At 71.3% G+C, this 21,799-nt stretch carries 21 protein-coding genes; 8 read left to right on the plus strand and 13 right to left on the minus strand.

Features of this window, described 5'->3' with window-relative positions:
- The first annotated feature begins 68 nt into the window (after positions 1-68).
- Complete coding sequence (locus D452_RS0105615; protein ID WP_017543169.1) at positions 69-521, plus strand: DUF1801 domain-containing protein; 453 nt, start codon at positions 69-71, stop codon at positions 519-521.
- Between the two features lie 21 nt (positions 522-542).
- Here D452_RS0105615 and D452_RS0105620 read toward each other — a convergent pair whose 3' ends face one another.
- Entirely contained in the window at positions 543-1,184 is a 642-nt protein-coding gene (locus D452_RS0105620; RefSeq protein ID WP_026128996.1) for a TetR/AcrR family transcriptional regulator, read from the minus strand.
- Between the two features lie 59 nt (positions 1,185-1,243).
- Between D452_RS0105620 and D452_RS0105625 the strand changes: the two genes are divergently transcribed.
- Positions 1,244-2,653: an aldehyde dehydrogenase family protein gene (locus D452_RS0105625; RefSeq protein ID WP_017543171.1), complete on the plus strand. Its 1,410-nt coding sequence runs from the start codon at positions 1,244-1,246 to the stop codon at positions 2,651-2,653.
- A gap of 5 nt (positions 2,654-2,658) precedes the next feature.
- Here the strand turns inward: D452_RS0105625 and D452_RS0105630 are convergent, their stop codons facing one another.
- The 3 genes from D452_RS0105630 to D452_RS0105640 all read right to left on the minus strand — a co-directional run bounded on the left by D452_RS0105630 (position 2,659) and on the right by D452_RS0105640 (position 6,416).
- Positions 2,659-3,372 carry a polysaccharide deacetylase family protein gene (locus D452_RS0105630; RefSeq protein ID WP_017543172.1) on the minus strand — a complete coding sequence of 238 codons (714 nt, stop codon included), beginning with the start codon at positions 3,370-3,372 and terminating at the stop codon, positions 2,659-2,661.
- Positions 3,373-3,530: 158 nt separating this feature from the next.
- On the minus strand, positions 3,531-5,123 hold the full coding sequence (locus tag D452_RS0105635) for a polysaccharide deacetylase family protein (protein ID WP_017543173.1): 1,593 nt from the start codon (positions 5,121-5,123) through the stop codon (positions 3,531-3,533).
- A 177-nt stretch (positions 5,124-5,300) separates the two neighbouring features.
- The gene (locus tag D452_RS0105640) at positions 5,301-6,416 is read right to left on the minus strand and encodes a hypothetical protein (RefSeq protein WP_017543174.1); all 1,116 of its coding nucleotides are present in this window, start codon (positions 6,414-6,416) and stop codon (positions 5,301-5,303) included.
- Between the two features lie 234 nt (positions 6,417-6,650).
- Between D452_RS0105640 and amaB the strand changes: the two genes are divergently transcribed.
- From amaB to D452_RS0105655, 3 genes are all read left to right on the plus strand, one after another.
- On the plus strand, positions 6,651-8,198 hold the full coding sequence (gene amaB / locus D452_RS0105645) for an L-piperidine-6-carboxylate dehydrogenase (protein ID WP_017543175.1): 1,548 nt from the start codon (positions 6,651-6,653) through the stop codon (positions 8,196-8,198).
- A 157-nt stretch (positions 8,199-8,355) separates the two neighbouring features.
- Entirely contained in the window at positions 8,356-8,841 is a 486-nt protein-coding gene (locus tag D452_RS0105650; protein ID WP_017543176.1) for a MarR family winged helix-turn-helix transcriptional regulator, read from the plus strand.
- Between the two features lie 71 nt (positions 8,842-8,912).
- Positions 8,913-9,341, plus strand: a complete 429-nt coding sequence (locus D452_RS0105655; RefSeq protein ID WP_017543177.1) for an organic hydroperoxide resistance protein — start codon at positions 8,913-8,915, stop codon at positions 9,339-9,341.
- 89 nt (positions 9,342-9,430) lie between these two features.
- On the opposite strand, the gene D452_RS0105660 is transcribed toward D452_RS0105655, so the two are convergent.
- The 4 genes from D452_RS0105660 to D452_RS0105675 form a co-directional block, all read right to left on the minus strand.
- On the minus strand, positions 9,431-10,441 hold the full coding sequence (locus tag D452_RS0105660; protein WP_026128997.1) for a hemolysin family protein: 1,011 nt from the start codon (positions 10,439-10,441) through the stop codon (positions 9,431-9,433).
- Positions 10,438-11,820 carry a hemolysin family protein gene (locus D452_RS0105665; protein WP_017543179.1) on the minus strand — a complete coding sequence of 461 codons (1,383 nt, stop codon included), beginning with the start codon at positions 11,818-11,820 and terminating at the stop codon, positions 10,438-10,440. The genes D452_RS0105660 and D452_RS0105665 overlap by 4 nt, the downstream gene beginning before the upstream one ends.
- A gap of 230 nt (positions 11,821-12,050) precedes the next feature.
- Positions 12,051-12,611, minus strand: coding sequence for a TrmH family RNA methyltransferase (locus D452_RS0105670; protein ID WP_017543180.1), 561 nt, complete (start codon positions 12,609-12,611; stop codon positions 12,051-12,053).
- Between the two features lie 197 nt (positions 12,612-12,808).
- Positions 12,809-13,456: a class I SAM-dependent methyltransferase gene (locus D452_RS0105675; protein ID WP_017543181.1), complete on the minus strand. Its 648-nt coding sequence runs from the start codon at positions 13,454-13,456 to the stop codon at positions 12,809-12,811.
- A gap of 138 nt (positions 13,457-13,594) precedes the next feature.
- Between D452_RS0105675 and D452_RS29445 the strand changes: the two genes are divergently transcribed.
- Both D452_RS29445 and D452_RS0105685 read left to right on the plus strand, forming a co-directional pair.
- On the plus strand, positions 13,595-14,098 hold the full coding sequence (locus D452_RS29445; RefSeq protein ID WP_017543182.1) for a dsRBD fold-containing protein: 504 nt from the start codon (positions 13,595-13,597) through the stop codon (positions 14,096-14,098).
- Positions 14,099-14,398: 300 nt separating this feature from the next.
- Positions 14,399-15,661 carry an APC family permease gene (locus tag D452_RS0105685; RefSeq protein WP_017543183.1) on the plus strand — a complete coding sequence of 421 codons (1,263 nt, stop codon included), beginning with the start codon at positions 14,399-14,401 and terminating at the stop codon, positions 15,659-15,661.
- A 74-nt stretch (positions 15,662-15,735) separates the two neighbouring features.
- Here the strand turns inward: D452_RS0105685 and D452_RS0105690 are convergent, their stop codons facing one another.
- From D452_RS0105690 to D452_RS0105710, 5 genes are all read right to left on the minus strand, one after another.
- Positions 15,736-16,515 carry an NUDIX hydrolase gene (locus D452_RS0105690; RefSeq protein ID WP_017543184.1) on the minus strand — a complete coding sequence of 260 codons (780 nt, stop codon included), beginning with the start codon at positions 16,513-16,515 and terminating at the stop codon, positions 15,736-15,738.
- Entirely contained in the window at positions 16,512-17,246 is a 735-nt protein-coding gene (locus tag D452_RS0105695; RefSeq protein WP_017543185.1) for an HAD family hydrolase, read from the minus strand. The genes D452_RS0105690 and D452_RS0105695 overlap by 4 nt, the downstream gene beginning before the upstream one ends.
- 130 nt (positions 17,247-17,376) lie before the next feature.
- The gene (locus D452_RS0105700; protein WP_017543186.1) at positions 17,377-18,324 is read right to left on the minus strand and encodes a VWA domain-containing protein; all 948 of its coding nucleotides are present in this window, start codon (positions 18,322-18,324) and stop codon (positions 17,377-17,379) included.
- 88 nt (positions 18,325-18,412) lie between these two features.
- Positions 18,413-19,381: a DUF58 domain-containing protein gene (locus D452_RS0105705; RefSeq protein WP_017543187.1), complete on the minus strand. Its 969-nt coding sequence runs from the start codon at positions 19,379-19,381 to the stop codon at positions 18,413-18,415.
- Between the two features lie 21 nt (positions 19,382-19,402).
- Complete coding sequence (locus D452_RS0105710; protein ID WP_026128999.1) at positions 19,403-20,470, minus strand: AAA family ATPase; 1,068 nt, start codon at positions 20,468-20,470, stop codon at positions 19,403-19,405.
- Between the two features lie 184 nt (positions 20,471-20,654).
- Here D452_RS0105710 and D452_RS0105715 point away from each other — a divergent pair, with 184 nt between their 5' ends.
- Positions 20,655-21,371, plus strand: coding sequence for a hypothetical protein (locus D452_RS0105715; RefSeq protein ID WP_026129000.1), 717 nt, complete (start codon positions 20,655-20,657; stop codon positions 21,369-21,371).
- The last annotated feature ends 428 nt before the right edge of the window (positions 21,372-21,799 follow it).

Consider the following 21,799-nt stretch of genomic DNA (forward strand, 5'->3'; position numbering starts at 1 on the left):
AAGCACCCGGGATCCGGCCTGGCTAGCCTGGAGGACCCCGAGAGGTACCGCTACCAGAGGAGACACCCATGACGCAGGACACCGGCGAGGGGTCGGGAGGCTTCTCCGAACAGGAGCGCGCCGCGATGAGGCAGCGCGCCGCCGAACTGAGGAAGGAGGCCGAACGCGGGCGCGGCAACAAGGCGGCCACGGCCGAGCTCGACGTGCTCGCGAAGATCGAGGAGATGGAGCCGGCCGACCGGGCGGTGGCCGAGCGGATCCACGCGATCGTCGCCGCCCACGCGCCGGAGCTGTCACCCAAGCTGTGGTACGGACAGCCCGCGTACGCGAGGAAGGGCAGGGTCGTGTGCTTCTTCCGCAGCGGGCAGGTCGACAAGGAGCGCTACTCCAGTCTCGGGTTCACCACGGAGGCCCGCCTCGATGACGAGGGAGGCCTGTGGCCCACGGCCTACGCCGTGACCGAGCTGGGCGAACGGGCGGAGCAGACCATCGCCGAACTGGTCAGGAAGGCCGTGAGCTGAAACGGGGCGGCGACGCGCCCCTCACGCTCTCCGTGCGCCCAGCGCCCTGAGCAGGTAGGGGAGCAGGCGCTCGGCGATGTCAGCGCCGGGGGTGGCGGCGTGGCCGCCGCCCGTCTCCGGGGGCACGAGGAAGGTGTGGCTGACCATCGGGCCGATGACCAGCTCCGCGACCACCAGGGGGTCCTCCACCTCGGGGATCTCCCGGCGCTCGACCGCTCGGTCTAGCAGGGCGAGCACCCGGCTCTGGAGGGGGATCACGAAGGCGTCGAAGAGCACGTCGGCCAGGGCCCGGTTGTGGGCGGCCTCGCCCAGCACCGCGCGCAGCAGACGGCCGGAGGGGCCCTCCAGCGCGGCGGCCTTGTCCCGGAGCAGCACACCGAGGTCGGCGGCGAGGCTTCCGTGGTCGTGGTCGGGGCCCAGGTTCTCCGCCCAGGCCCGGGCGGCCCCCACCACCAGGTCCTCCTTGGAGCGCCAACGGCGATAGAGGGTGGCGGTGGAGACCCCCGCCCGACGTGCGACGGCTGCGGTGGTCAGCCCGCTGTAGCCGTGCAGTTGGAGTTCGGTGAGGGTGGCGTCCATCAGCGCGCGATCCCGGCTGGCGTCGCGGGGCCGTCCCCTTGGGGCGGAACCAGCGGACGCCTCCGGCAGATGGTCCGTCGTCATACCCGAATCGTATGCGAGAGGGCACTTGGAAACGAAACGTTTTCGTTTATTCTTGGGCCATGGCTCACACGAACGCCTCCGAACCGCTCACGCTCATCACCGAGATCCCCCAGATCGTGGCCCGGCTGCGTGCCACCTTCGACAGCGGGCGTACCAAGCCGCTCTCCTGGCGTCGCGCCCAGCTGCGCGCGCTGCGCCGTCTGCTCACCGAAGAGCGCGCCACCCTGGAGAAGGCGCTCCGCTCCGACCTGGGCAAGCCCCCCGTGGAGGCGCACACCACCGAGATCGGGTTCGTGGTCAACGAGATCGACCACACCCTGAGACACCTGGCCTCCTGGCTGCGCCCCCAGCGGGTGTCCGTCCCGATGGCCCTGGCCCCCGCCAAGGCCCGCCGCGTCCGCGAGCCCCTGGGCGCGGTGCTGATCATCAGCCCGTGGAACTACCCCGTCAACCTGGCCCTGTCCCCGCTGGTCGGGGCGATCGCCGCTGGCAACTCGGCCGTGGTCAAGCCCTCCGAGCTCTCCCCGGCCACCTCGGCGGCGCTGGCCGACCTGATCCCGCGCTACCTGGACAGCCAGGCCGTCGCCGTGGTCGAGGGCGGTGTCGCCGAGAGCACCGCTCTCCTGGAGCAGCGCTTCGACCACATCTTCTACACCGGCAACTCGGCGGTGGCCCGGATCGTCATGGCCGCGGCGGTCAGGCACCTGACCCCCCTCACCCTGGAGCTGGGCGGCAAGAGCCCGGCGGTGGTCGAGCCCGGCGTGGACCTGGCCACCACGGCCCGCCGTCTGGCCTGGGGCAAGTTCACCAACGCGGGGCAGACCTGCGTGGCCCCGGACTACGTGCTGGCCGTCGGTGACACGGCGGACAGGCTCCAGAGGGAGCTGGCCGCCGCCATCACCGAGATGTTCGGTTCCGACCCCGCGCAGAGCGCGGACTACGGGCGCATCGTCAACGAACGCCACTTCGACCGGCTCAGCGCCCTGCTGGAGAGCGGCAAGGTTGTCGCGGGCGGGCGCACCGACCGTGGGGACCTCTACATCGCCCCCACGGTGCTGGCCGACGTGGACCCGGACTCGCCCGTGATGGCCGAGGAGATCTTCGGGCCGATCCTGCCGGTCGTGCGGGTGCCCGATCTGGACGCGGCGATCCGGTTCGTCAACGAACGCGACAAGCCGCTGGCGCTGTACGGGTTCACCGACTCCGAGACCACCAAGCGCCGTCTGACCACCGAGACCTCCTCGGGCGGTCTGGGCTTCGGTCTGCCGATCGCGCACCTGGCCGTTCCGGAACTGCCCTTCGGGGGAGTGGGGGAGAGCGGCATGGGCGCCTACCACTCGGCGGCCTCCATCGACACCTTCTCGCACACCAAGGCGGTGCTCGACAAGTCGCTGCTGATGGACACCATGCGCGTGGCCTACGCGCCGATCAGCCAGGTCAAGGAGCGCATCCTGCGCCGGTTGCTCTGAGCGGACTACCCGGACCGGGCGTCGGTGTGCGCGGTGCCCGGTTCGAGGTCGTCCCCGAACAGCTCGCTGACGGTCACGACGTGGTAGCCCTGTTCGGTGAGGTCGTCCAAGAGGGCGGGGATCGCCTCCACGGTGGTCCCGTGGATGTCGTGGAACAGGATCACGCTGCCGTCACCGACCCCGTCCAGGGCGATCTCGCGCATCCGGTCGCCGTCGCGGTGCTGCCAGTCCAGGGTGTCCACGTCCCACAGCACCATGGGGTGGGGGATCGTCTCTCGGGCGGTGTCGTCGAGCGCGCCGTAGGGCGGGCGCATGCTCCGGGGGCGTTCGCCGGTGACCTCGGCGACGGCGCGGTCGGTGCGGGCGAGGTCGTCCCTGATCTGGTCGTGGGAGAGCGTGGTGAGGTCGTCGTGCTTCCAGGTGTGGTTGCCGATCCCGTGGCCCTCCTCGGCCATGCGCCGGACCTCCTCGTGGTGGTCGCCGACCTTGGACCCGAGCAGGTAGAAGGTGGCCCTGGCGTCGTGCTCGGCCAGGGTGTCCAGGAGCGCGTCGGTGTACTCCCCGGGGCCGTCATCGAAGGTCAGCGCCACGCACGCGACCTCGTCGCAGTCCGGAGCCTCCTCGGAGGGTGCGGCCGTCACCGGGTGCGCTGCTCCGAGCAGGAGGCCGGAGGTGATCAGTGTCGCCCCGGCGGCGCCAACGGTGACCCTGCGCGTCAAAGAGGTAACTTTCACGCGTCGAAATCTAGACGAATCAGACAACAGGTGCAATATGCGGCGCGTCTCAGGGTGTGGGGGTGACCAGGGAGGCGCCGACCCGGAACGCGGAGGGCCCCGGTCGCCAGCGCGGCGACCGGGGCCCGTGCGGGACCGGTGGGTCAGTCGACCCGGGCGTCCGTGTGGGGCTGGCCCGGCTTCAGGCCGTCCTCACCGAAGATCTCGCTCACGGTCACGAAGTGGAACCCCTCGGCGTGCATGCCCTCCAGCACGTCAGGGATGGCGTCGACAGTGGACTTGTGGATGTCGTGGAACAGGACCACACTGCCCGGCTTGGACTCGTCGAGCGCGTGCTTGGACACCGCGCCGGTGTCCCGGTTCTGCCAGTCCATCGTGTCCACGTCCCACAGGATGATGGGATGCTCGGTGGCATCGCTCACGGTGCTGTTCATCGCACCGTAGGGCGGGCGCAGGGTGGGCGGTGCCACCCCGGTCACCTCCTGGATCGCCTCGTCCGTGCGCTTCAGGTCCTCGGCCACCCCCTCGGCGGAGAGCGTGGTGAGGTCGTCGTGCTTCCAGGTGTGGTTGCCCATCTCGTGGCCCTCGGCGTGCGTGCGCTCCACGATCTCGGGGAACTCGCCCACGAGGGAACCCATCACGTAGAAGGTGGCCCTGGCGTCGTACTCGCCCAGGTGGTCCAGCAGTTCCTCGGTGTGCTCGCCCGGGCCGTCGTCGAAGGTCAGCGCCACGCACTTGAGGCGCTCACAGTCCAGACTGCTGCCCTCGGCAGTCAGGGTGCCGTCCAACGGGAAGTCCTCCGGGTCGGAGTTGGCTCCCACGGCGGCGCTGCGGGCGTGGTAGCCGAGTTCGGAGAGGACCTCCTCAGTCTCCTCCGGCTCCACCGGCAGGAGGACCTCGCTCACCCGGCCCGCGCTCGGGACGTCGGACGGGTCGAGCCGCACGGCCAGACCGCCCGCCGTGCTGAAGGCCAGGTCGGCCAGCGGCGAGGCCGCCCAGCGTTCGGCGGCCTCCCAGGCCTGTTCCGGGTCGGTCAGATCGGCGTCACCGGCTGTGGGAGCCGCACCGTCCGTCCCGGCCTCCTCCCCGTTCTCCTCGGGTTGCGCCTCCGGTGACGCGGCCGGTTCGGAGGCCACGGCCGAGACGGAGTCCGGGTCGGCCTCCGCTCGCGTGGCGATCTCGCCCAGGAGCCCGGGCATCTGGTCGACGGAGAGCTGGTAACCGTCCTTGAGTACCTGGGCGACGGCCAGGTGCGCCGCCTCCAGGGAACCCTCGTCCCTGAAGAGCGAGGTCCAGGGCAGGACCTCGCCTGTGCCGGCGTCGTACCAAAGAGTCGATGTCTCGGTGCCGGCCCCGCGCACACCCGAGGTGAGGGCGGTTGTCCTGGCCCCGATCACGTCCTCGGAGGCGGCCAGCAGCTCCACGTCCTGGACCAGTTCGGGGCTGCCGTGGTCGGGCAGCTCCTCCAGGAACGCGGTCTGGCGTTCGGCCATCCCGGTGCGGATCTCCGCCGTCAGCGGATGGGACTCGCCCAGGATGGGATAGCGGTAGCTCACCGTGCTGTGGTCGTCCTGCACCGCCACCGTGCGCGTGACCAGCTTCTCCAGAGTGTCCGGAGAGAACTGGATCGCCTCGGCGTAGGGCAGGCTCTGTTCCGCGGAGTGGCAGCCCGGGACCAGTAGCAGACCCAGAGCGGCACTGACAGTGAGATTTCTTCGCAGTGAGGTGTCAGCCACGTGGGGACCATATCGAAGCCGCACGCCCGCCAGACGACCCCGGAGTGATGGAACGTGCTCGCAGAGTGACGAATTGCCCCTCTGTGGCCGGAAGGCGAATTTTGCGGACCCGGCCCGCGCTCGGGCGTGTCACCACCGCCCTCCCGGCCACCCCGGCACCACCGGGCCCGCCGAACCTCAGCCCCCCTGAGGGGCCTCCGGGTCGGTCTCGGGGGGCGGGGCCGTCAGTGCCTCGGAGGCCACGACCGCCACGAGGGCGCGGGTGCGCGCCACGGTGTCGGTGTGCTCGGCCGGACGCCGGGTGTTGGGCAGGTGGACGTGCCCGGCGGCCACGTTCGAACCGGCCCGGTCCCGCAGCAGTGTGTTGCGGTAGGCGATCTCATTGGACAAATAGTCGCCGCCACCCCCCTTTCTGGAAGAGGAATCGGCGCTGGGCCCGTTCGGGCGTGTCACGGGAGTGTCACCGCCCTCGGGCACCTCGGTGACCTCGGTGTTGACGACCATCGCGGCCGGGCCGGTCGTCTCGGCGACGATCCGATCCAGCGGGAGGGACGTGCGGGTCCACTCCGGGGCGTCCGGCCCGGGCACCGGGGCGCGTCCGGTCCGCGACACCCCGAGGTTGTCCGTGCCGCCGCCGCGCCACGCCCCGTTCCAGACCTCGAGGTCGAACCGGCCGCGGCCACGGCTGAGCGTGATCACCGCGTCGGCCACCCCGTACTGGTCGGCCAGCGCCTCCTCGACGAGCCCCGCGTCGAAGTCGCCCCAGCGCACCGGGAACACGGCCGCGCGCACCACCGCGGTGCGCTCACCCACCGGGAAGGTCCACCCGTGCAGGTCCAGGGCGGCGGCGCCGGAGGGATTGGAGCAGCCCGGGTCCGTGTCCAGGTGGAAGGGGTCGAACCCGGTGACCACCACGCGCACCCACCTGTCGCCCGGGGGGAAGTCGAGGTCGGTGATGCCCCGGGAGGCGGTCTCACACAGGTGGAGCAGTCCGGCGCGCTCCGGTTCGGTCAGGGGGAAGGACGGCTCCCAGGCACGCAGCCGGGAACGCAGGACCAGTCGCGCCCAGTACAGGGGGCGGTCGTCGACCGGGCCGGGGCCGGTGCGGGTGGACTCGGTCCAGAGCCGCGAGGCGTGAGAGGCGACCACCTCCCGGGCCTGTCCGAGGTCGGTGCTCGCGCGCAGGTCCGCGGCGAACAGGGGGTCGGCGGCGCCGAAACCGGAGCGGGCCAGGATCTGGCGCGGCTCGGGACGGTCGGCGCGGGCCTCTTCGAGGGTGGTGTCGGGGTGCACGGGCCAGCTGTCTGGGTCGGGGACGGGGGAGCGGCTCCGCGATTCTAACGGTCCCCCACGACACTCCGCGCGGGCCGGCGCCCGCCCAGGTGCGGGCCTCGGGGAGCCCGTTCGGGACCCGGTCCAGGTGCGGGCGCCACGCCCCGCGATCCGGGCGCCGGGGGTGGACCGCCGGGCCCGGAGTTGGCAAGGTGTGTGATGACCGCCTCCCCTCTCAACGGAGAGAGAACACACATGCACACTGGTGCCCTCCCCGACACCGAGGTCCTCGCCGAACGCGCGCGGACCGCCCTGGAACGGTGCGGCGCGACCCGTCTGCCCGAACCCCTCGGGGCACCCGGTCAGGCCCGCTCGCCGATCACCGGTGGGACGCTCTTCCCGGTCGAGTTCGACACCCCCGCCTCCGCCGAGCGGGCGGTGGCCGAAGTCCACGGTTCCTTCACCTCCGTGTGGCGGGACACCCCCGCCCCGGTGCGCGGGCAGCTCGTCCACCGGCTCGGTGAGCTGCTGCGCGAGCACAAGGCCGACCTCGCCGAGCTCGTCACCATCGAGGCGGGCAAGATCCGTTCGGAGGCCCTGGGCGAGGTCCAGGAGATGATCGACGTCTGCGACTTCGCCGTGGGCCTGTCGCGCCAGCTCTACGGCCGCACCATGCCCTCCGAGCGCCCCGGTCACCGTTTGATGGAGACCTGGCATCCGTTGGGCGTGGTCGGCGTCATCACCGCCTTCAACTTCCCGGTCGCCGTGTGGTCCTGGAACACCTGTGTGGCGTTGGTGTGCGGTGACACCGTGGTGTGGAAGCCCTCCGAGCTCACCCCGTTGACGGCGTTGGGCTGTCACGGCCTGCTCATGCGCGCGGCCGCCGACGTCGGTGCCCCCGCAGACGTCCACCGGGTGGTCCTGGGCGGCGCTGAGGTCGGCGACGTGCTGGTGAACGACGAGCGGGTGGCGCTGGTCTCGGCGACCGGCTCCACCGCCATGGGTCGGACCGTGGCCCCGAAGGTGGCCGCCCGGATGGGCCGGTACCTCCTGGAGCTGGGTGGCAACAACGCCGCCGTCGTGGCGCCCTCGGCCGACCTGGACCTGGTGGTGCGCGGCAGCGTGTTCGCCGCGGCGGGGACCGCCGGACAGCGCTGCACCACGCTGCGCCGCCTGATCGTGCACGAGGACGTGGTCGACCAGGTGGTCGAGCGCGTGGTGGACGGCTACCAGCAGCTGCGCGAGCGGATCGGCGATCCCTACGACGAGGCGACCCTGGTGGGTCCGCTGGTGGGGGAGCGCGGGTACACGGGCATGCGTGAGGCGCTGGAGCAGGCCGGGGCCGACGGCGGCGACGTGCTGGTGGGCGGTGAGCGGAGGCTGGAGAAGGACGCCGACGGGGCCTTCTACGTCGAGCCCGCCGTGGTGCGCATGCCGGCGCAGACGGAGGTCGTGCGCACGGAGACCTTCGCGCCCATCCTCTACGTGCTCACCTACCGCACTCTGGAGGAGGCGGTGGAGCTGCACAACGGTGTTCCGCAGGGGTTGTCCTCGGCGATCTTCACCCAGGACCAGGCGGAGGCCGAGCGCTTCCTGTCGGCGGCGGGGTCCGACTGCGGCATCGTCAACGTCAACATCGGCACCTCGGGCGCCGAGATCGGCGGTGCCTTCGGCGGGGAGAAGGACACCGGCGGCGGCCGGGAGTCGGGTTCGGACTCCTGGAAGGCGTACATGCGCCGGGCCACCAACACGGTGAACTACGGCGGCGAGCTGCCGCTGGCCCAGGGGGTGCGCTTCCTGTAGGCGCTGGGCGAGTGGCGGGGCCCGGGTCCGTGGGACCCGGGCCCCGTGTGTTCCCGGGGTATGCGGGGTGCGTCCGCCCCACAATAGTTGTGGGCAACACTGTTGTGCACAACCATTTCCTGTTACGGTGGGCGGGACGACGAGGGGAGGAGTGACCATGGCGGGAACCGACGAGGGCGACCCCCTCGCCCTGGACCGGCAGCTGTGCTTCTCCCTCTACACGGCCTCCCGGGCCCTGACCGGGCTCTACCGGGAGATCCTGGCCGATATGGGACTCACCTACCCGCAGTACCTGGTGATGCTCGTGCTGTGGGAACGCGGGACCCTGCCGGTCAAGGAGCTCGGAATCGCCCTCAGCCTGGACTCGGGCACGCTCTCACCCCTGCTGCGCAGGATGGAGGGAGCCGGTCTGCTCACCCGCAGGCGCGGGCCCGAGGACGAACGGATCGTGCACGTCAGCGTCACCGACGAGGGCAGCCGCCTGCGCGAACTGGCCCAGGGAGTCCCCGACCAGGTCCTGCGCGCCACCGGCCTCCCGGTCGCCAGGATCGAGGAGCTCCGGGGCCTGCTCGACCACGTCACGCGTTCGGTGACCGGAGCCGCGGGCCGGACCTCCGTGCCCGACCCGGACCCGGACACCTGAGAACGCACCCGAACCACTCCACGACGACACACGCGGGCCCGGCCTCGCCGGGCCACAGAGAGGGATCGAACATGGCCTACAACGTTCTCTACACCGCCAACGCCAGTGTCACCGGCGAGGGCCGCAAGGGCACCGGCAAGACCGACGACGGCCGTCTGGGCGTCGACCTGTCCGTGCCCGCGGGCCTTGGCGGCGACGACGGCCCCGGCACCAACCCCGAGCAGCTCTTCGCCATCGGCTACGCCGCCTGCTTCCACGGCGCCCTGAAGAACGTCTCCCGCCAGGCCAAGGCCAAGGTCGACGGCTCCACCGTCGACTCCAAGGTGAGCCTCGGCAAGTCCGAGGAGGGCCTGGACATCGCCGTCGAGCTCGTCGTCACCATCCCCGGCCTGGAGCAGGACGAGGCGGAGAAGCTGGTCGAGGCCGCACACCAGATGTGCCCCTACTCCCGGGCCACCCGCGGCAACATCGAGGTCACCCTGACCACGAAGACCGCCTGAGGTCACAGCCAGACCCCACGGGGTCACACGAAGCGGGGGCCGGTCACTCACGTGACCGGCCCCCGCCGTGTTCGTTACCGCTCCGGGCGCTAGGCCGCCGTGTCCAGCAGCAGCAACCGGTCCAGCATGTCCTGGAGGGTCACCAGACCCACCAGCTCGCCTTCGCTCTCGACGAGCGCGAGGTGGCTGCGGCTGTCCCGCATGATGCCCATCGCCGCGTACATCGGCGTACCCACCGACAACGTCAGCACCGGGCGCATGAGGTCGGCCGCGGTGGTCCCGTCCGGGCTGTTCAGCGCCTCACGCACGTGCAGCACCCCGACCGGTTCACCCGCCTCCATCACCACCAGCCGCAGGTGCGTGGACTCGCGCGAGACCCGCTTGACCTCCTCCACGCCGGCGCCCGGCTCCACCCACGCGATCTCCTCGCGCGGGGTGAAGTGCTCGTCCAACGGCTGGGAGTTGACCTCCAGGGCCGTGGCCAGCTGGTCGCGGCGCTCGGAGTCCAGCGCGCCCGCCTTGGCGGAGTGCTCCACCAGCTCGCGCACGTCCTCCGGGTTGTGTCCGCTCACCAGCTCGTCCACCGCCTGCACACCGAACCGGTGCAGCACCCAGTTGGCCATGCCGTTGAGCATCACGATCAGCGGGCGGGTCAGCCACATGAACGCCCGCATCGGGATCGCCAGCATCGTCGCCGACTTCTCCGGGTGCGAGATCGCCCAGGACTTCGGCGCCATCTCACCGATCACCAGGTGCAGGAACGTGACGATGATCAGCGAGAACGTGAACGAGAGCACGTACCCCACCGAGTCCGGCAGACCGCCGAACAACGGCTCCAGCATGTGGTGGAACGCGGGCTTGGAGATCGCACCCAGGGCCAGCGTGGCCAGGGTGATGCCCAGTTGCGAACCGGCCAGCAGCAACGACAGGTCGCGGGCGCTCTTGAGCGCCGCGCGCGCCGACGCGCTGGTGTGCGCGGCCTCCTCCAGCCGGTAGCGGCGCGCCGCCACCAGGGCGAACTCGATCGCCACGAAGAAGCCACTCAGCGCGATGAACACCACGGTCAGCCCCATGGCCAACCACACGTTCATGTCACTCATGCCCGCACCTCCCGTGCGCCGTCCTCGACAACCTCACGCAGCCGCAGCTCCACCGTGTTGGGAACGTGCCGCTGGACCGCGTTCACGGTCAGCGTCAGCGCCATGTCGGGATCGCCGTCATGGGCGCTGGAGGGCCGGGGCAGCGGCAGTTCCACCCGGTCGCCGACCTGCGGCAGCCGGTGGAGTTCGTGGATGACCAGACCGCCTATGGTCTCGTAGTCGCCCTCGGGCAGGTCGTGGCCGATCAGCCGCTCGACCTCGTCGATGTGCAGGGCGCCCGGAACGACGTAGCCGTTCTCCCCGTCGAGGTGGGCCGGGGCCTCCTCCTCCGGGGTGTGCTCGTCGGCGATCTCGCCGACCAGCTCCTCGGCCAGGTCCTCGGTGGTGATCACGCCGGCCAGGCCGCCGTACTCGTCCACCACGCAGGCGAACTCCTCGCCCGCCTCGCGCAGTTGGTCCAGCACGCCCGGCAGCGGAAGCGACGCCGGGACCATGACGGTCGCCCGCGCCACCTCGCTGACCCGGACACCGGACAGGTCGCGGTCGCCCAGCGCGAGCACGTCGCGCAGGCAGATCACGCCCACGATGTCGTCCACGCCCTCACCCAGGACCGGGAAACGGGAGTGGTCGGAGGCCATCAGCTCCACGACCCGGCTGACCGGGTCGCCCTCCTCCACGGTGGTCACCTCGGGACGCGGGATCATCGCGTGCCCGGCGGTGCGGTCGTGGAAGTCGAGGGTGCGGTCCAGCAGGGTGGACACCTCGGCGGGAAGGTCACCGGTCTCACGGGACTCGGCGATGATGCGTTCCAGGTCGCGCGGGGTCGCCGCGTGCTGGACGTCCTCCACCGGGGTGATGTTCACCAGCCTGAGCAACCAGATCGCCGCCTGGTCGAACAGCCAGATCACCGGTCCGAAGACCTTCAGGTAGATCCCCGTGGACAGGGCCAGCCAACGGGCCACTGGTTCGGGGTGGGCGATGGCCAGGTTCTTGGCGAAGAGCTCGCCGAACACCATCTGGATGACGGTGGAGAACAACAGGGCCAGGACGGTGCCGATGGCGAGGCCGGTGCCGACGGGCACGCCCGCGCCGCCGAGAAGCTCACCGACACCCTGACCGATCATCGGTTCGGCGACGTAACCGACCAGAAGGGTGGTGACGGTGATGCCCAGCTGGGCACCGGAGAGCATGAACGAGGTTCGGTTCGTGATGGACAGGGCGCGTTTCGCGCCCGCGTCACCTGCCGCGGCCCGCGACTTGAGTCGCGAACGGTCCACGGCCATGTAGCCGAACTCCTGGGCGACGAAGTAACCCGTCGCCACGGTGATCAGGAAGACCACCAGGGCACCGAAGGCGATACTGAGAACGGTGCTGATCATCGGGCACACACCGCCTGGGTCCGCCTGTGGGCAGGGATCCTACGAAGGTGCGCGCCCTTCACAGAAGGGGGCTCGTCGGAGTCTGGGTCACAGCATCCCTTGGGGATGCTGCTGGTACTTCGGGACGGGTCCACTGTTCCTCTCTCTGCGCCTTTGCGCGTCGGGTGTGAATGGAGTGGTCTGTGTGTCACAGGAGGGACGTCCAGCGGGGAAGAAAGATTCCCGGGGGCTCAGCTTCCGACGGGCGCGTTGGCCTCGTCGTCGAAGGTGGCCCACTCGCGGCGTCGCGCCTCCGCCAGGGCGATCGACGTGGCCACGGCCACGTTCAGCGATCCGACCCGGCCGATCTGCGGGATGTAGGTGACGGCGTCCGCGCCCGTGAGCAGGGCGGGGGAGCAGCCGTGGTCCTCTGCGCCCACGGCCAGGCACACGTCGGGCTCCAGCGGCGCGGCGTGCAGGGGAACGGCGCCCTTGGCCAGCTCCACGGCGACGATCTTGTAGCCGTCGGCGCGGGCGGCGGCCAGAGCCTCGGCAGTGCCGGACAGGCGGGTGTGCGGGACCTTCGCGCCGGTACCCAGGGCGGTCTTGCCGACCTTGGGGTCGTCGGGGTCCGCGCTGTTACCGGTGAGCCAGAGCTGGTCCACGCCGAAGGTCGCGCACGTGCGCAGGATCGACCCCAGGTTGTAGGGCTGGGTGACCGATTCGACGAGAAGGGCCAGACGCCCCTCGGTGCGCCTGCGCCACTGGCGGTTCAGGCGTTTGACGTCCGTGGGACGCAACTGCGTGCTCAACTGCGGTGTGTTCCTCGTGGTGGGGGCCGGGCGGTCCGGCGTGGTCGGTACAGGCTACCGGTCGGGGGTCGCTCGCGCACGCGTGACCCGGGACACATACCGGCAAGTTCGGACAGAGGGGTGTGGTTCGGGCGTGGTCGGAGTCCGTGCAGGTCCGGGCTTCGCGCGCGTCCCCGGTCCGGTGGACGTGGGCGGAACTACGCGGCGCGGCGCACGGCCAGGACCCGGAAACCGGACCGGGAGGCCACGCGCTCGGCGGGCAGGCCCTGGGCGTCCAGCCACTTCTGGAGGGAGTCCGAGCCGAGGTGGCGCTGGACCACCAGGTGCGCGACACCCTCGGGGGTGAGCCGGTTCAGCCAGGTGCGCAGCATCGAGTGCAACACGTCCTTGCCCACGCGGATCGGCGGGTTGGACCAGATCGCGTCGAAGGGGCCGAGCAGGTCCTCGGACGCCGGGGAGCGGCCCTCGCCCTGTTCCCCGGCCAGCTCTCCCTCGGGGGAGACCACACCGAACGAGGCGTTGTCGAGCCCGTGGTCGTCGGCGTTGCGCCGGGCCAGCCCCACGGCCCTGGAGTTGACGTCCACCCCCAGTACCCGGGCCCCAGGCGCGCGCGAGGCCATCGTCAGGGAGATCGGTCCGTATCCGCAGCCCAGGTCGAGCAGCCGCCCCTCGGTGGGAGGCGCGGGCACGCTCTCCAACAGGACCCGGGTGCCCAGGTCGACCCTGTCGGGTGAGAACACGCCGCGGTCGGTGCGCAGGCGCAGGTGGAGGTCGGGCAGGACCAGGTCGGCGGTGGAGGGCCGACTGGCGGTGCCCGGATCGGAGTCGAAGTAGTGCTGGGCCACGCCGTGACGCTACCAGGCACGGAGCGGGTGACGGGACGGCAAAAACCTCGCATACCACCGGGAACGAAACAACCAACCCCTCGCAGAGCGCCGAAACAGCACCGATGATGGAGATAAGCGAGGTTTGTGGGGGAACCCATGCGAGCAGAGGTAGGAGACCGACTGGTCGTCGAGAGTCCGAACGCCGACACCCACCGTCGCACGGGGGTGGTCACCCGAGTCCGGGGAGCGGAGGGGTCACCGCCCTATCAGGTGCACTGGATCGGTACCGAACCGGAGCACGTGGCTCTGGTCCACCCGGGACCCGACGCGCACATCGAACACACGCCCGGCCCGGGCGCGGCCGGAGAGGGAGCGGATGCCATGCAGACGATGAAGCGTTGGAACGTCGACGTGGTCGTCGCCGAGGAGAGCGAGGGCGACGCCGCCCGCACGTGGGCGGAGGTCGGCCTGGTCGCCGACGACGGCACGGCCCTGCGCGGTCACGGAATGGCCCGCAAGCACCCGACCGACCTGGACGTACCGGAGATCGGTGAGGAGCTCGCCGTCTCCCGGGCACTGTCAGACCTCTCACGCCAGCTCCGTCAGGTGGCGGCCGAGGACATCAATGACAACGCGGGCTCACCCTGGCGTCCCACCTGACCCGGTAGCGCCCGCACCCATCGAGAAACCCAGCAACCGAAGGGGTCCCCGGCCGTGGCCGGGGACCCCGACCCGCGCCCGCGCCTCCCCCGGGGCGGAGCGGGCGACGGTCCGGAACCGGCCACCCCCGTACTGGGGGTTCGCTCTCGTCGGTCACCGGTATCGGGCACACTCGGAAGTCGGACGCGACCCTCGCCGCGCTTCCGGAGGCCCCGGCCCCCTCGGGCCACGGCCTCCACCAGCGGTGACGAGGGGCGTCCACCGGTCGACGACCGGAGACACCCACGCAAGGAGACCCCGTTGGCCACCTCTTCCGGACCGCAGGCCAGACCCGCCCGGACGCTGGGAACCGTCGACGCGGCCGCCATCGGCGCCGCGGCGATGCTCGGCGCCGGAGTGTTCACGGTCTTCGCCCCCGCGGCGCTGGGCGCCGGGGCCTGGCTGCCCGTCGCCATCCTCATCGCGGGCCTGGTCGCCTACTGCAACGCGATCTCCTCGGCGCGCCTGGCCGCCCAGCACCCCGAGGACGGCGGCACCTACGTCTACGGACGCGAACGCCTGGGCGACCTGTGGGGCTACCTGGCGGGCTGGTCGTTCGTGGTCGGCAAGATCGCCTCCTGCGCGGCCATGGCCATGACCTTCGCCGCCTACACCCTCCCCGAGTGGCAGAAACCGGTCGCGGTGGCCGCCGTGGTCGTCCTGGCGGCGGTGAACTACCGGGGAGTGCGCCGCTCGACCCTGGTCATCAAGGTGCTGCTCCTGATGGTGCTGGCCGTCTTGACGGCCGTGTTCGTCGCGATGCTCATGAGCGGCCGCCTGGCCGCGGTCGCGGAGGTGGACGGGCTCGGGCCCTGGCCCGGTTCCTTCGGCGTCCTGGGCGCGGCGGGCATGATCTTCTTCGCCTTCGCCGGGTACGCGCGCATCGCCACCCTGGGCGGTCAGGTCCGCGACCCCCGCACCACCATCCCCCGCGCGATCACGCTCTCCCTGGGGACGGTCCTGGTCGTGTACCTGACGATCGGCACCGGCCTGCTCATCGTGCTGGGCCGCGAGAAGCTCACCACCAGCCAGGCGCCCATGGCCGACGCGGTCCAGGTCGCCGGGTTCCCGATGCTCGTGCCGTTCGTGGTGGCCGGTGCGGCCCTGGCCAGCCTGGGCGCCCTGTTCCCGCTGCTGATGGGGATCTCGCACACCGCCGCGGCGATGGCCTCGGACGGCCACCTGCCGCGTCCCCTGGCGGCCATGAGCGAACGCTACGGAGTCCCCCACCGGGCCGAGGCCGTGGTGGCAGCCGTGGTGATCGTCCTCGTGCTGGTCGCCGACCTGCGGGGCGCGATCGCCTTCTCCGCCTTCGGCGTGCTGGTCTACTACGCCATCACCAACGCCTCGGCGCTGCGCCTGGGCCCGGACGAGAACCGCCCGCCGCTGATCGCTCCGGTCGTGGGCCTGGTGGGGTGCGTGGTGCTCGCGACCAGCCTGCCCCTGCCGGTGGTCGGCACCGGGGTCCTGGTCCTGGGCCTGGGAGCGGGACTGTGGTGGCTGCGCCACCGCGTCCTCGTCTAGCCGCGGCCCGGACTCCGCGGTCCGGTCACACCCCACCGGGCGCCGGGCCGCCGGCCCGGCCCGGTCGGTTCCGGTCAGCCGCGACGGCGGTGCCGGACCAAGAACTCCATGCCGCGCTGTGCCGTGGTGGACAGCGGTAGCTCCGTCAGCTCGGCGGGAGTAAACCATCCGCAGTCGGCGGTGGAGCCGTCCACCTCGACCACCCGGGGCACGGTCGGCTCGGCCACGTGCACGTGGGAGAACACCCAGACCGCGTAGATGTCGGTGCCGGTGCTCTGGGTCCGCCGGTGACTGGCCACGGTGATCAGCTCACCGACCACACCGGCCTGGCCGGACTCCTCCAGCACCTCGCGCCGCAGCGCGGCGCGCACGTCCTCGCCAGTGTCCACGCCTCCGCCCGGCAGGTGCCAGGTACCGGCGGCGGGGTAGCCCTCGGCGATCAGGCTCAGCAGGACCCGCCCGGCCGGGTCGGTGACGATCCCGTAGGACGAGAACCGGCGCATACGGGGGCGCGCCCCCTCCGGTGCGGGGTCCTCCTCGGCCGCCAGGGCGGGAGCCGGGGGAACCAGACCCTCGGTCGGCACGACCGCTGGCCAGGCCGAGACGAGGCCGGGTTCGGCGAACACGATCCGGTCCACGTGCAGGGCGCGCCCGCGGGGCAGGCTCACGGTCTCGGTGAGCACGTCGAGTGCCACCAGCGGAGCCCCCTCGGGCAGGTCGCCCAGTCCGCGGGCCACCTCCTCGGGGTCCTCGCCGAAGAGCACGCGCGCTCCGACCAGGACCGGGCCGGTGGGTCCGGAGGTGACGAGGTGGACGGTGACCCGACGGGCCATCCAGTCGTCGATCGAGGTCACAGCAGACCCGTCGCGGCCATGCTGCTGGACAGCCCCACCATGCGCAGGAGGCCGTCCAGGTCGCTCAGGGTGGTGACGCCCTCCACGGGCTCGCGGGCCTGGCGGTCGACGATGACCGGGCGCATGCCCGAGGAGACGGCGCCCACGGCGTCGGCCTGGATCTGGTCGCCCACGTGCCAGCAGGCGCCGGGGTCCACGCCCAGCCGCTGGGCGGTGGTGTGGAAGATCCGGGGGTCGGGCTTGCCCGCGCCCACGGTGTCGGCGCAGACCACGGCATGGAAGTAGGGGGTGAGTTCCAGGGCCTGGAGCTTGGCGTGCTGCAGGGACTCGATGCCGTTGGTGAGCACGGCGAGCCGGTATCCGGCCGACGAGAGCGCGTTGAGCACCGGGAAGGTGTCGGAGTAGACCTGCCACCCGCTGCGGTGGCCGTCCAGGTACATGCGGTAGAGCTCGTCGCAGTGGTGGTCGGCGAGGTCGGAGTGGCCGGCCTGGAGGGCCAGGGCGCGGACGCGCTGGCGGCGCTGCTCGTCCAGGGTGAGGTCGCCGCGCAGGTAGGCGCCGAAGGAGATCTCGGTCTGGGTGTCCCACAGTGCGCGGGCCGAACCGAAGTCGGGGTGGCCGAGCCGTTCCATGACCGTGCGCAGACCCACGGACGAGGCGGCGAGGTCGTCGATGAGTGTGTCGTCCAGGTCGAAACAGATCGCGGCCGGGAGAGCGGGTGTGTTCGGCATCGTTCCTCGAAGTGGGGTGGTCATGACAAAACATGCCAACGCTAACCCGTGGCAGAACGGGAAAAGGTATAAACCCCACCTAAAGGGATGTGACCAACATCACCGGGCGTGGGGATTGAATCGCCGCTGATCAGGGAAGGCGTTGGAACCACAGCAGTGAGGTCAATGCCGTCGCCAACGCCAGGACGATCGCCGCCATGACGAACCGAGTGACGATCTCCTCATGCACCATCTCCGAGCCCAGCGAGGACCCGATGTCCTCGTACACCTCGTCCAGCTCCGTCTCGCTCTCGGCCTCGTAGAAGTGCCCGCCGGTGTCCTCGGCCAGCCCCTGGAGCGCCTCCTTGTCGATGTCGGCCGGCACCTGGTAGCCGTCGATCTCGATCATCGCGGCCCCGCTGCCGAAGGCGATCGTCGACACCGGGACCTCCTCGTCGGCCGCCTCCGCCGACGCCTGGAGGATGTCCCGACCACTCGTGTTCTCACCGTCCGAGAGCAGCACGATCGCCGCGGGCGGAGGGTCCTCCTCGGCGTCCTCGTCGAAGGTGCGGATCGCCTCCAGAGAGGCGAACACCCCCTCACCGATCGCCGTCCCCGGACCCAGCCGCAGCGTCTCGATCGACCCCGTCACCGACTCGTGGTCCTGCGTGGGCGGGGCCACCACCGTGGCCGTCGAGGAGAACGACACCAACCCCACGTTGAACCGGTCCGGCAACGTCTCCACGAACCCCCGGGCCGACTCCTTGGCCGCGTGCAACCGGTCCGGCTCGATGTCGTTGGCGGCCATCGACAGCGACACGTCCACCGCCACCATGATCGTCGCCCGCTCCCGGGGCGCCTCGACCGGCATCGCGGGCACCGCCATCGCGGCGATCAACACCCCCAGCGCCAGTGTGAACAGCGTGGCGGGCACGTGTCGGCGCACGTCCGGCCGGTGCGGCACCACCTGGTTCAACAGCTCCAGGTTGGTGAAGCGCACCGTGTACTCACGACGCTGGCGCTGCGTGAACACGTAAGCGCCCACGAGCAGCACCAGGATCAGCAGCCACCACAGCCGCTGCGGCTCCAGAAAGGTCATGTCCGCCCCACGTCCCCCCTGCCCGTACCCGCACGGGAACCTCCCGCACCCACGTCCCGGCCCGGGATCCCCACTCCGCCGGAGCCGCTCACCTGGGCACCCCCGGCGTGTGCCGGGCCATGTGGTGCGCGGTCCGGCGCTGGTTGATCACGAACCTGGCGGTGTCCAGGACCCAGTCCCGGTCCGTGCGCAACACCAGATGGTGTACCCCGCAGCGGCGCAGGGCACCGCGCACCGCCGCCCGCTGCGCCGAGGCGGCCCGTTGGTAGCGTTCACGGACCGCCCGGGTCAGACGCACGTCACGTACCCGCCCGGTGGCCGGATCACGCAACGCCACGTCACCCACCTCGGGCACGTCCAGCTCACGGGGATCCAGCACCTCGACCACCAGCACCTGGTGGCGCGATCCCAGCTGCCGCAGCGGCCGCTCCCAGGGCACCTCGTCTCCGAAGGCCGGAGTGTCGAGGAAGTCGGAGATCACCACGCGCAGCCCCCGCCTGCGCCGGGTCCGCACCAGGTCGGTGACGGCGTCGGCCAGACCGGCCCGGTTCTCGTCCGGCGTGCGCACGTCCTCCTGTGGCGCGGCGGCCACCGTCGCCAACAACGACAGCAGCGCCTCCTTGCCCGACCTCGCGGGCCAGCGCCGCACCCGCCCCTGGTGCAGGAAGTGCGCTCCGAAGCGGTCACCCACCCGCTGTGTGAGCAGGTTGGTCGCCACCAGCGCGCCCACGGCGATCTCACGCTTGGACCTCAGCCCGGTGCCGAAGTCCATGCTCGGAGACAGGTCGAGCAGCGTCCAGCTCTCCAGCTCGCGGTCGGCGACCACGTCGCGCACGTGGGGGGTGTCGGTCCGCGCGGTCACCGCCCAGTCCATGTGCCGCACGTCGTCCTCGCCCGGCTGGTACAGGCGGGCCTCGGCCGCCTCGGACCCCGGGCCCAACCGCAGCCCGAGGTGCTCGCCGTGCAGGAGACCGTCCAGTCGCTGCACGATGCGCAGGTCCAGACGGCGCAGCGCGGCCCTGAGCCGCGGGTCGGAACCGATGGCGGGAGTGTTCACACGATCACCTCTGGTTCCTTCCTACCTCTGCGTGGCGAAGGAGGCGGTCTCACCCGAGGGCGGCTCGTCCCAGATGACCCGGGGCGCGGGAACGGTCGACAGGATGCGGTCGACCACCTGGTCGGGCGTGACCCCGTCGGCCAGGGCGTCGAAGGTCAGGACCAGACGGTGCGCGATGATGTCGTGCGCCAGGACCCGCACGTCGTCCGGGAGCACGTAGTCGCGCCCCCGCAGCAGGGCCAGCGCCCGTGCCGCCGCGACCAGGCCCAGGGTGGCGCGCGGGCTGGCGCCCACCTCCAGAGCCTGGCGCAGGTCGGGCATCTGGTGGTTCTCCGGCTCGCGGGTGGCCATGACCAGGCGCACGACGTAGTCGGCGATCAACTGGTGCACGTGGACGCGCTCGGCGTCGGCCTGGAGCTCGCCCAGGGTCACCGGGTCCAGCACCTGGTGGGCGGTGGGCGGCGTCGAACTCATCCGGCGCAGGATCTCCATCTCCTCGTGCGCCTTCGGGTGGTGGACGTTGACCTTCATGAGGAAGCGGTCGCGCTGCGCCTCGGGCAGCGGGTAGACCCCCTCGGACTCCACCGGGTTCTGCGTGGCGATGACGATGAAGGGGGAGGGCAGCGGGTGCGTGGTGCCGCCGATGGACACCTGCCGCTCGGCCATGACCTCCAACAGCGCGGACTGCACCTTGGCGGGCGCGCGGTTGATCTCGTCGGCGAGTACGAAGTTGGCGAAGACCGGGCCCAGCTCGACGTCGAACCGTTCGGTGGACGGGTGGTAGATGCGCGTGCCGACGATGTCCGAGGGCACGAGGTCCGGGGTGAACTGGATGCGGGAGAACGACCCGCCGGTGACCTTGGCCAGAGTGGAGACGGCCAACGTCTTGGCGATGCCGGGGACCCCCTCGATGAGGCAGTGCCCCTGGGCGACCAGGGCGATGAGGGAGCGCTCCACCATGCGCTCCTGGCCCACGATCACCGTGGACACCTCGTGCAGCGCCGCCCGCAGCAAGCGGGTCGGCTCGCCCGGAGTGCTCTCCGGCCCCGGCGCGGACGCGGGGCCGTTCCCGGGTGGGGTTTCTGCCATGTCCCGTCCTTCCCGGACTCGGCACCCCCGTGCGTGGGCGCCGGTAAGGAGTAGGTTGTGGATCACCTGTGGCGACACTACCTGTTTAGGTGCTCTCGGGCCGGTAGACAACGCGAGACTGGGACCGGGACGGACGGCGGGACGACGGGTGGCGGACCGCGACGTGTCGGAGAGGGGAAGTGACATGACGGCGCCCACGAGGGGCCTCCACGACGTCGACCCGCGCCAGCTCGGCGGGTACCGGCTGCTCGGACGACTGCACGAGTCACGTCTGGGCGTGGTCTACCTGGGCCGCGACTCCGCGGGGGAGCGGATGAGCGTGGCGATGCTCAACGACGCGGCGGGCATCGACGAGCCCACACGGGAGCGGTTCGCGCGCGCGGTGCGCGACGGCGAGGGCGTGGCGGCGGCGCGTACGAGCGGGAGGTCGGCCCTGTGGGTGGCGGTTCCCTACGAGGAGGGCGGCGCGGGTGCGGGCCGGTTCCTGGAGGAGGCCGGGCGCGGTGGTCCCGTGGTCCTGCGCGGACCGGTGGTGATGCCGTACTGGGCGGGGGAGCGGGGCGGTTCGGCGGTGCGTTGGGCGCCCTGGGCGGGGCGCCGGGACAGTCCGGTGGCCCGTGGGGAGGCCAACTGGTGGCTGATCGGCGGACTGGGCGCGCTGTTGCTGTTGCTCCTGTTGTTGGTGTTCGCGCTGTACCTGTGGATGATGCAGTTCCCTCCTCCGGAGATGCCGTCTCCGAGTGAGCCCGGGGCGGAGCAGTCCAAGCCGGCCGAGGAGCCGGGGTCGGCCCCGAGCCCCGAGGAGGGGGAGGGGGACCCGGCCAGTCCGGTGCCCACGCTCCCCGCGCCGGGGGATGAGGGTGACGGGGACTGGGGAGAGGACCCCGAGGACAACCTCTAGCGGTACCGGGGGAGCGCGGGTCCGAGGTGGGGCCGAGGACGTTTGGAGGAGCGGGTGGTGGGCCGGGGCCCACCACCCGCTTCGTGTCTGCGGACTACCCGGCACCGGATCCTCCCGAGGATCTCCGAGACGCTCGGGTGTTCCACTTATAAATCTACGTCGTAAAGGTGGCGCGGCTGTTCTGTCGAACCGCCCTACCAAAAACCGTATTCGCGCGGCTACGCCGCCCGCCTCCCAACTCCTCGTTCCGGAGGGGTGCGGTGTGTCGGGCCCCGTGGGGCCCGTATCTAGAACGTGTTCAGCCCTGTTTAGGCGAGCGCGGAGGAAAGACGTGCGGGCCCCGGGTGGGCCTGGTCGGAGCTCTCGCCTGTGTCCGGTTGAGCGCCGGACGACACCGGTCGCCGGCGAACGAGCGCGTGAACACGGTC

This window comes from Nocardiopsis prasina DSM 43845, assembly GCF_000341265.1.
Taxonomy (GTDB): domain Bacteria; phylum Actinomycetota; class Actinomycetes; order Streptosporangiales; family Streptosporangiaceae; genus Nocardiopsis; species Nocardiopsis prasina.